We start from the raw sequence: 9712 nt of genomic DNA, 5'->3' as shown, positions 1-9712 counted from the left end.
CTCGTAGACGCGCGGTGCGCGCACCTCGCGGTAGAGGTGTTCGAGCAGGTGCCCGCGTTGCAGCGCCCGGGCGCCGTGCAGCTGGACGGCGGTGTGCGCTGTTCGGCCGGGCCCGGAGGGGCTCAGGCCGACTTGCGGCTGCTGTCCCGGGGATGAATCGCGATGTTCATCGCACCGGAGCGCAGAACCGCCAGGCGCTCCTCGAGGACCTCTTCGAGTTCCTCACGGGTGCGCCGCTCCATCAGCATGTCCCAATGCGTACGCGCGGGCTTGCCCTTCTTCTCTTCCGGGACATCGCCGTCCACGAGGAGTGCCTGGGCCCCGCAGACCTTGCACTCCCACTCCGGCGGGATCTCCGCCTCGACCGAGAAGGGCATCTCGAACCGGTGCCCCTTCTCGCATGCGTACTCCACGGCCTGGCGCGGAGCCAAGTCGATGCCGCGGTCCGTCTCGTAGCTGGTCACCACGAGGCGCGTGCCGCGAAGAGCTCGCTCACTCATGAATCGTGCCTCCCGGGCTTGTCGCCCACAGGACAGGTGTCGCTGTCGTCGTCATCCGGTCAACGTCCGGTCGGCGGTAAAGATTCCCGTTCCGAGTCCCGTTCCGGGTCATGCGTCGCCGTCGTAGCCGCAGCCTTGTCAACCCTTGCAGTACCCACCAGCGCCCGGTTTGTCACATCTGCTAGCAGATGTAACCCAGCGTTTCGGCATCTTTGACGCGCAGTAACGGTACGCCTGGCAGGCCAAACGCGTACACTACAGCCCTTTCGCGCCGAGTGCTAAATCTTGTCAGGAACCGGATTCCCCGCTTCGCGGATCGCACGCCCCACGGGTACCCGGGCGAGCAGAACGAATCCGATGACGAAGAAGCCCACCAGCGAGATGATCGCGTCCCGGTAGCTCCCGGTCAGCTGGTAGGTGAGCCCGAACAGCAGCGGCCCGAGCCAGCTCATGCCGCGGTCGCTCATCTCGTACGCCGAGAAGTATTCGGCCTCCTTCCCGGGCGGGACGAGATGGGAGAACAGGGAGCGGGACAGCGCCTGGCTGCCGCCGAGGACCAGGCCGATCCCGGCGGCCAGGACGAAGAACCACACCGGCGCCCCGGCCGGCAGGAAGTATCCGGCCGCCAGCGTCAGCGTCCACGCGACGAGCGAGCCGAGGATCGTGCGCTTGGCCCCGTACGTCCGGGCCAGCCGGCCCATCGTCAGCGCGCCCGCCACCGCCAGCACCTGCACCAGCAGGATGGCGCCGATCAGCGTGGACTGCCCGAGACCCAGTTCCTTCGAGCCGTAGACCGAGGCCTGGGAGATCACCGTCTGGATGCCGTCGTTGTAGACGAGGTACGCGAGAAGGAAGGCCAGGGTCAGCGGGTGCCGGCGCATGTCGCGGACGGTCGCCGCGAGCTGCCGGAAGCCGGGGAGGGCCGCCTCGCGCGCGGCGGACCTGCGGTCGCGCAGCCGCCGCAGCGGAATGAGGGCGAACGCGCCCCACCACAGGCCGGCCGACGCCAGGCAGATGCGCACCGCCGTGCTCTCGGAGATGCCGAAACTCTCGTGCCCGGTATAGAGGACGAGATTGACGACGAGGACCAGCGAACCCGCCGCGTAGCCGAAGGCCCAGCCGCGGGAGGAGACCGCGTCCCGTTGCTCGGGCGGGGCGATCTGCGGGAGATAGGAGTTGTAGAGCATCATCGCCACGGACTGCGCCGCGTTCGCGACGACCAGGAGGGCCCCGCCGAGCAGATAGCGGTCGCCGTCCAGGAAGAACATGGCCGCCGTGGCCGTGGCGCCCGTGTAGGCGGCGATCGCGAGCAGCGGCTTCTTGCGGCCGGTGCGGTCGGCGGCGGCGCCCACCAGGGGCATCACCAGCACGGCCACGATCACCGACAGGGACACCGAGTAAGCGAAGAAGGACCCGGCGCGCACCGGGATCCCGAGGGGGTGGACGTACCCGTCGGCGTCGGCGGCCGACTCGGCGACCGAGGTCAGATAGGGACCCAGGAAGACGGTGAGCACGCTCGTCGAGTAGACGGAGCACGCCCAGTCGTAGAAGTACCAGCCGCGCTGCTCGCGTTTGAGATCAGCCGCCCCGTCGTCCTGCGGTGTCCGCACGGTGTCGGTGCCCACCCGTGCCCTCGCTTCCCCGTGAACGCGCGGAGGCGGCGGAGCGGGGTGTCAGACCCAGACGCCGCGGTCCTCCATGACCTTGCGCAACGTGTCGATGTGATCGGTCATGATGCCATCCACCCCCAGGTCCAGAAGCCGGTGCATGCCCTCGGGGTCGTTGACGGTCCACACATGCACCTGGAGCCCGCGCGCGTGGGCGGCGTGCAGGAAGCGGCGGTCCACGACCTGGATGCCGGACTGGATCTCGGGAACCTGGGCGGCGACCGCCGACCGGCGCACCGCCGCGGGCAGCCCCCAGGAACGCAGCCGCAGGTTCAGCACGCCCCGGGTGCCGTACGACGTGGCCAGGCGCGGGCCGGCCAGCCGCTGGGCGCGCACCACGCGGGCCTCGGAGAACGAGCCGAGGCAGATCCGGTCCCAGGAGTCCGTGCGCCCGACCAGGTCCAGGAAGGGCAGCAGGGCGGCCTCCGCCTTGACGTCGACGTTCCAGCGCACCTCGGGGAAGGTCTCCAGGAGCTCCTCGAAGAGGGGCAGCGGCTCCTGGCCCGCCACGCGCGCGTGGCGTACCTCCTGCCACGGCAGGTCGGCGATCCGGCCCGCGCCGTCCGTCACCCGGTCCAGGGTCGCGTCGTGGAAGGCGATGAGTTTGCCGTCCCTGGTGGTGTGGACGTCGGTCTCGATGTACCGGTAGCCCGCCTCGACGGCACACCGGAACTGCCGCACGGTGTTCTCCAGGCCGTCCGCCGCCCCGCCCCGGTGGGCGAAGGCGATCGGGCCGGGATGGTCGAGATAGGGATGGCGTATCCGCGGGGTCACGGACGCAGTATCGCTCCTCGGGGTTGACCGGTGGCAACGACCGTGCTGCCGCCGGATGCCGCGGGGACGGCGAACACACGCAGGAACAGCTGGGCGAGCGGGCCGATCGAGACCGCGTACAGCAGGGTGCCGAAGCCGACGGTGCCGCCCAGGGCGAAGCCCGTCGCCACGACCGTGAACTCGATGGCCGTGCGCACCAGGCGGATCGAGACGCCCGTGCGCTGGTGCAGGCCCGTCATCAGGCCGTCGCGGGGACCCGGGCCGAAGCGCGCCGCGATGTACAGACCGGTCGCCGCGCCGTTCAGGACGATCCCCGTCACCAACAGCGTCACGCGCGCCACCATGCCGTGCGCGTCGGGCACCAGGGCCAGCGTCGCGTCCATCGCCATGCCGATGACCAGCACGTTGGAGAACGTGCCCAGGCCCGGCCGCTGGCGCAGCGGGATCCAGGTGAGCAGCACCGCCGCGCCCACGATCGTCAGCACCACGCCGATCGACAGCCCCGTCCGCTCGGCGAGGCCCTGGTGCAGCACGTTCCACGGCTCCAGCCCGAGCCCGGACCGGACGAGCAGCGCCGAACTCGCGCCGTACAGCGCGAGACCGGCGTAGAGCTGGGTCAGCCGCCGGGTGAGATGGCGCCGCGTGGCCATGATGTGCCCTCCAGTGGTGCGAGTGGACTGATGCATGACACCCTGTGGCTTGGATGGAGAGGTCATCCATGGCCAATCCGGGGAAGGTGGACTGATTCCGATGGCACAGTGGACTTCGGCCGTGGGTGCGGCACAGCTCGCCCGACTGCTCAACTCCCAGCAGGAGCGCCCGGCAGGGCCCGGCACGCGCCGCCCGCCCGCCTATCGCGCACTCGCCGACGGCATCCGCCTGCTGGTGCTCGAAGGACGGATCCCGGTGGCCGCCCGGCTGCCCGCCGAGCGGGAACTCGCCCTCTCCCTGACCGTCAGCCGTACGACGGTCGCCGCCGCGTACGAGGCGCTGCGCGGCGAGGGCTTCCTGGAGTCCCGGCGCGGCGCGGGCAGCTGGACCGCCGTACCGGCCGGGAACCCGCTGCCCGCGCGCGGCCTGGAACCGCTGCCGCCCGAGACCCTCGGCTCGATGATCGACCTGGGCTGTGCGGCGCTGCCCGCCCCCGAACCGTGGCTCACCCGGGCCGTGCAGGGCGCCCTGGAGGAGCTGCCGCCCTACGCGCACACCCACGGCGACTATCCCGCCGGGCTGCCGGCGCTGCGGTCGATGATCGCCGAGCGGTACACCGCGCGCGGGATCCCGACCATGCCCGAGCAGATCATGGTGACGACCGGGGCGATGGGCGCGATCGACGCGATCTGCCATCTGTTCGCCGGGCGGGGCGAGCGCATCGCCGTCGAGTCGCCCTCGTACGCCAACATCCTCCAGCTGATGCGGGAGGCCGGGGCCCGGCTGGTGCCCGTCGCGATGGCCGAGGGGCTCACCGGCTGGGACATGGACCGCTGGCGGCAGGTCCTGCGGGACGCCGCGCCCCGGATCGCGTACGTCGTCGCCGACTTCCACAACCCGACCGGTGCGCTCGCCGACGAGGACCAGCGGCGGCAACTGGTGGACGCGGCGCGCTCCGCGGGGACCGTGCTGATCGCCGACGAGACGATGAGCGAGCTGTGGCTCGACCCGGAGGTGCACATGCCGAAGCCGGTGTGTTCCTTCGACCGGGCCGGGTCCACGGTGATCACGGTGGGGTCGGCGAGCAAGGCGTTCTGGGCCGGGATGCGCATCGGATGGGTGCGGGCCGCGCCGGACGTGATCCGCAGTCTGGTGGCCGCGCGGGCCTACGCCGACCTCGGCACGCCCGTGCTGGAGCAGCTGGCCGTGAACTGGCTGTTCGGGACGGGAGGCTGGGAGCAGGCCGTGGAGGTGCGGCGGGAGCAGGCGCGGGAGAACCGCGACGAGCTCGTGGCGGCGGTGCGGCGGGAGCTGCCCGGGTGGGAGTTCGAGGTGCCGCAGGGTGGTCTGACGCTGTGGGTGCGGACCGGGGGGCTGTCCGGGTCGCGGCTCGCCGAGGCGGGGGAGCGGGTGGGCGTGCGGGTGCCGTCCGGGCCTCGGTTCGGGGTGGACGGGGCGTTCGAGGGGTATGTGCGGCTGCCGTTCACCGTGGGGGGTGCGGTGGCCGAGGAGGCGGCTGTGCGGTTGGCCGCGGCGGCGCGGATCGTGGAGGAGGGCGGCGCGGGGGCCGGAGAGGCACCGAGGACGTTCGTGGCGTAGGGCTCCGCGGCTCAGCCGCGCAGGGTGCAGCCGCCGCCGGGCCGGTCCCGGCGCCCGGCCGGCGTGGCCGGGGCTGCCGGCGCGGCTAGGTCGCCTTCGCCTTCGTCTTCGCCGGCTTCGTCAGAACCGGCACCGGATTCGGAATCGAGTCCTTCGCCTTGGTCGGGACCGGTACCGGATCCGGCACGGATCCCGGCTTCGGATCCGTCGTGAGCGGCTCCGCTTCCGTCCCCTCCGGCGCGGGGACCGTCTCCCCGTCCGCCGGTGTCGTGCGCGGCGGGAGGAGGTCCAGGACCGCCTGGCGGTGGGCGTCGGACGTGGCGTCGTCGTAGGGGTTCGGCGTGGCCGGGACCTGGAGGCGGTGGACCGGGCCCATGCCGAGGCGGGCGTAGCCGCGGCCGGGCGGGACCTCCTCGACGGGGGTGGTGTGCGGGGGCGCCCCCAGCACGGACTCGAGCTGCTCGGCCGTCGCCGGGCCGAGGACCACGCGCGCGCGGGTGTGCTGGCGTACCGGTTCGCCGAGGGCCTCCATGGTGTCCAGCTGCTCGGCCACGACCACCGTCACGTTCGCCGGGCGGCCGTGCCGGAGCGGGACCTGGAGGAGGGACTGCGGGTCCTTGCGGTCCTGGGCGGCGGCCAGGTGGGTGAACGCCGTCGGGCGGTCCAGGAGGATCCACAGGGGACGCTTGGTGTCGTCCGGCGGCGGCTCGCCCGCCTGGTGGGCCCGGTTGGCCGCGATCAGCCGGCGCTCGGTCTCGGTCGCGGCCCACTCCAGGCTCGCCAGCACCCCGGGGAGGCCGCACTCCACGGCCAGCACGCCGTCCCGGCCGGTCAGACAGGCGTACTCGCCGGTGCCGCCGCCGTCGACGATCACCACGTCGCCGTGCTGGAGGGCCTGCAGGGCGATGGACCGCAGCAGGGTCGAGGTGCCGGTGCCCGGCTGGCCGAGGGCGAGCAGATGGGGCTCGGTGGAGCGCAGGCCCGTGCGCCACAGGACCGGGGGCACGTCCCGCCGCTGTTCGCCGTGGGCCAGGGGGAGGGTGCGCTGGACCCGGGTGGGGTCGGTGAAGCCGAGGACCGTCTCGCCCGGAGCGGTGACGAAGCGCTGGGCGGCGATGTCGACGGCGAGCGGCATGAACACGCTGACCGTCAACTGGTTGCCTTCCTCTTCCCACGAGAAGTGGTACTCGCGGCCGCGGCCCGACTTGGCCGCGAGCAGGCCCTCGATCCGGGCGCGGGGCTCGGCCTCGCCGTCGGCGAAGTACGCCGGGTAGTGGATCACCAGGTGCGAGATCCGGCCGGTGCCGTCGAAGGCGTAGGTGGGGAAGGCCTTCTCCCAGGTGCCGCCGTGGGAGTACAGCGGCTCGGGGTCCTCGGCGGTGGAGAAGTACGGCACGAGCGCCTCGTACAGCGACTGCAGGCGCTGGGCCTGCGACTCGTCGGGCCCATCGGAGGCCGCCGCGGCGTGTTCCCGGCCCTGCCATGCGGCCGCCGCCATCAGGGTGATGGCGGCGAGCAGCGGTCCGTACGGCATCAGTGCCACGACCAGGATGACGGAGGCCGCCAGGAACAGCAGCGCTCCCCGTTTGTCCTTCGGGGTCTCGCTCCATCTGCGCCGTCCGGCCGCTGCCAGCCGGCGCAGCCCGCGTGTGATCGTGATCAGCGGGTGGAGGACGTCGGTGGCGCTGTCGGCGGCCGTCCGGGCCAGCTCCCGGCTCCGGACGAGCTGCGCGCTGCCGTTGCTCAGAATGCGGGGGAGGGGGCGCCGGGCCACTGCTGCCTCCAGAGAGTGCGTACGGGCGGGATGCGTACGGGGTGCGGGGCCGTCAGAACTTGATTCCGCCGAGGAGGCTCGCCAGGCTCTCGCCGCCTGCCTTGATGCTCGGGGCGATGGCCGTGCTGGCCAGGTAGAAGCCGAAGAGCATCGCGACCACGGCGTGCGACGCCTTGAGGCCGTCCTTGCGGAAGAAGATGAAGACGACGATGCCGAGCAGGACCACGCCTGAGATGGAGAGGATCATTTGGGTTCTCCTGGTTCGCGGGGACAGTCACCATGAGTACTTCCAGGCTCACAGGATGTATCCATGCGATAAAAGGTGCAACTGGGTGGAAAAGGGGTGGTTTCCCACAGGCTGCGGAGTGGTCCCGGAACCGGTCGAGCTGGGGTGTTGTGCCCGCCCGGGTCCGTAGTGATCTTTACCTCGGGCACATCGGGTCATGTGCCGCGCGAGCCAGTACCCTGGCGATTCACTCGTACGGCTGCATCACTCGCAGACGTGCGCACCCGACGTGATGAGCAGTGGAGAGGCGGTCCGGCCGATGACCGAAGTCCCCGACCCCAAGGTCGTGGAGCTGGCGACCAAGATCTTCGATCTGGCCCGGCGGGGACGGACCGAGGCGCTCGTGGCGTATGTCGACGCGGGTGTTCCGGCCAACCTCACCAATGACCGCGGCGACTCGCTCGTGATGCTCGCCGCCTATCACGGCCATTCCGACGCGGTGCGCGCGCTGCTCGCCCGCGGCGCCGAGGCCGACCGGGTGAACGATCGAGGCCAGACCCCGCTCGCGGGAGCGGCCTTCAAGGGCGAGACGGACGTCATCAAGGCCCTCCTGGAGGGCGGCGCCGACCCGTCCGCCGGCACGCCGTCGGCCGTCGACACGGCTCGGATGTTCGGCCGGACGGAACTGCTCGAACTGTTCGGCGAGCGCTGAGCCGACCAGTCTGACCTGGAACGACACAGAAAACGGGGGAGGCGGTACAGGGCCGCCGAAATTTCGGTCGCGGCAGACGGAAGAGCCGAGTCATCATGACGACGTGGTTCACGGACGTGATGGTTGGGCAGGTGTTGCCGCACCGCGCGGGCCGTGACGCGGTCCGCAAGGGGCCACCGACGAGAGGCAGAGGAAGATGGTCTACAGCAAGCAGGAAACGGCGGGCACTCCGACGTGTTGTCGCGCGGCCAGGTAGTACACGTCCCCGGTTGCGTCGACGCTTGATGTGAGGCTGTTTCCCATGTTCGATCCGGTCATAGCGCCCAGCGGTACGCTGCTCGGCCTGCTCCAGCGGGGCCGCGGCGACGGCACGCTGCACGCGCTCACCGCCCCGCGCCCCGAGGCGCTCGCGGCGTTGAACCACTGTGTGCTGCGCGATCCCCGCCACGACTGGCAGGTGGAGAACCGCTCCCTCTACTACGCCCGCCTCTACCTCGACCTGAACGGCGAGCTGGACGCGATCGAGGCCCATCTCTTCGACGCCGAGGACGTCCTCGACGCCGAGGAGTCACGCACCGGCCTCGCCCTCGCCGTCCTCGGGCACCTCGCCTCCTACGGCAGGCGGGACGCACTCGAACTGCTGCGCAGGTACGCCGCCCACGGCTCGAACTGGGCCTGGGCCCTCGACGAACTCGCCCTCAGGGACGACGACGCCGGCCTGCGGGCCCTCGCCGCGCCCGTCCTCGCCCGGTTCCCGGCCGATCCGGAGGGCGAGGCCGAGCTGGCCGCCACCGTCCGCGACGCCTTCGAGCCCCGGCCGTGGCGGCTGTGGGCCGAGGATCCGCGCGAATCCATCGCCACCCGCGTGCGTGCCGCCCACGAGACCGGCAGCTTCGACCGCTGGCAGCGGCAGATGCGGCCGACGGGCCCGCGCCCGGGCTGGAGCGTGCAGGCCGTCTTCGAATGGGCCCAGCAAGGCCTCGACCGGGGCGCCGCACTCCATGTCCCGGCCGCCCGCTGCCTCACCGCCGTGGCCGGTCCCGAGGACCGGGCCGAGATCGTCCAGGCCGCGAAGGACGGCGGCGACGGAGCCCGGTGCACCGCCCTGCGCTATCTCGCCGAGGGCAACGACCCCGACGCCCTCGACCTGATCGAGGCCGCCATGGCCACCGGCTCGACGGTCGTCGTGGAGGCCGCCGTCGACTCCTTCGAACGGATGCGCAGTCTCACGGCCGTGGACCGGGCGCGCGGCTGGGCGCACCGGCCCGACGAGCTGGGTGCCGCCGCCGGACGCGTCCTCGCCTGTCTGGGCGGGGTGCACGACCGGGACCTGGTCCTCGCGGCGCTACGGGAGGCGGTGCGGGGCGAAGGCCCCGACGCCCCGACCCTGTGGACCCTGGTCGACGGCACCGGACGGCTCGGCATCGCCTGCGCCGCACCCGTGCTCCGCCACGTCTACCGCGAGACCGCCTCGTCCCATCTGCGCGGCCGGGCCGCCCGGGCCCTCGCCGCCACCGACCCCTCCTTCGCCACCGGCTTCGCCGTCGAATGCCTGTGGGACTGCGAGGAGACCACCCGCGAGATCGCCGCCCGGCACGCCGAGACCGGCGACACCCGGGTCGTGGAGCGACTGCGCCGGCTCGCCGCCGACCCGGCCGAGGAGGCCGAGGTCCAGACGGCCGTCCGCAGCCGGATCGGTCCCGAGGAGACCGCTGTGTGACCCCCCTCGTTCCAGGACGCCGGGGCGGAATCAGGCCGCCCGGGTGAACGAGGGGTGACTCGCGGGTCAGGAGCGTATGGACGCGGCCT

9 protein-coding genes and 1 pseudogene are annotated in these 9712 nt (G+C 72.1%); 3 read left to right on the top strand and 7 right to left on the bottom strand.

The window, feature by feature from the left end:
• The 5 genes and pseudogenes from ACFT4A_RS35765 to ACFT4A_RS35745 form a co-directional block, all read right to left on the bottom strand.
• Positions 1-93: pseudogene (locus ACFT4A_RS35765) on the bottom strand (acyl-CoA dehydrogenase family protein); the annotation flags it as partial.
• A 29-nt stretch (positions 94-122) separates the two neighbouring features.
• Positions 123-500 (bottom strand): RNA polymerase-binding protein RbpA, encoded by a 378-nt coding sequence (locus ACFT4A_RS35760; RefSeq protein WP_184597099.1) that lies wholly within the window; start codon positions 498-500, stop codon positions 123-125.
• Between the two features lie 278 nt (positions 501-778).
• The gene (locus ACFT4A_RS35755) at positions 779-2125 is read right to left on the bottom strand and encodes an MFS transporter (protein ID WP_382838934.1); all 1347 of its coding nucleotides are present in this window, start codon (positions 2123-2125) and stop codon (positions 779-781) included.
• A 48-nt stretch (positions 2126-2173) separates the two neighbouring features.
• The gene (locus tag ACFT4A_RS35750) at positions 2174-2941 is read right to left on the bottom strand and encodes a glycerophosphodiester phosphodiesterase (protein ID WP_382838931.1); all 768 of its coding nucleotides are present in this window, start codon (positions 2939-2941) and stop codon (positions 2174-2176) included.
• Positions 2938-3591 carry a YitT family protein gene (locus ACFT4A_RS35745; RefSeq protein WP_382838928.1) on the bottom strand — a complete coding sequence of 218 codons (654 nt, stop codon included), beginning with the start codon at positions 3589-3591 and terminating at the stop codon, positions 2938-2940. The genes ACFT4A_RS35750 and ACFT4A_RS35745 overlap by 4 nt, the downstream gene beginning before the upstream one ends.
• A 100-nt stretch (positions 3592-3691) precedes the next feature.
• On the opposite strand from ACFT4A_RS35745, the gene ACFT4A_RS35740 reads away from it, so the two are divergent.
• Positions 3692-5191 carry a PLP-dependent aminotransferase family protein gene (locus ACFT4A_RS35740; RefSeq protein WP_382838925.1) on the top strand — a complete coding sequence of 500 codons (1500 nt, stop codon included), beginning with the start codon at positions 3692-3694 and terminating at the stop codon, positions 5189-5191.
• Between the two features lie 85 nt (positions 5192-5276).
• On the opposite strand, the gene ACFT4A_RS35735 is transcribed toward ACFT4A_RS35740, so the two are convergent.
• Both ACFT4A_RS35735 and ACFT4A_RS35730 read right to left on the bottom strand, forming a co-directional pair.
• Positions 5277-6965 (bottom strand): hypothetical protein, encoded by a 1689-nt coding sequence (locus ACFT4A_RS35735; protein ID WP_382838922.1) that lies wholly within the window; start codon positions 6963-6965, stop codon positions 5277-5279.
• Between the two features lie 52 nt (positions 6966-7017).
• Complete coding sequence (locus ACFT4A_RS35730; protein ID WP_030843336.1) at positions 7018-7212, bottom strand: hypothetical protein; 195 nt, start codon at positions 7210-7212, stop codon at positions 7018-7020.
• Positions 7213-7510: 298 nt separating this feature from the next.
• Between ACFT4A_RS35730 and ACFT4A_RS35725 the strand changes: the two genes are divergently transcribed.
• Together ACFT4A_RS35725 and ACFT4A_RS35720 are read left to right on the top strand one after the other, a co-directional pair.
• A complete protein-coding gene (locus ACFT4A_RS35725; RefSeq protein WP_382838919.1) occupies positions 7511-7903 on the top strand; it encodes an ankyrin repeat domain-containing protein in 393 nt (130 codons plus the stop codon).
• Between the two features lie 301 nt (positions 7904-8204).
• Positions 8205-9623: a HEAT repeat domain-containing protein gene (locus ACFT4A_RS35720; protein ID WP_382838916.1), complete on the top strand. Its 1419-nt coding sequence runs from the start codon at positions 8205-8207 to the stop codon at positions 9621-9623.
• Positions 9624-9712 lie beyond the last annotated feature (89 nt).

The organism is Streptomyces sp. NPDC057099 (genome assembly GCF_042671245.1).
GTDB classification, from domain to species: domain Bacteria; phylum Actinomycetota; class Actinomycetes; order Streptomycetales; family Streptomycetaceae; genus Streptomyces; species Streptomyces purpurascens.
This window is presented reverse-complemented; position numbering and strand designations above follow the sequence as displayed.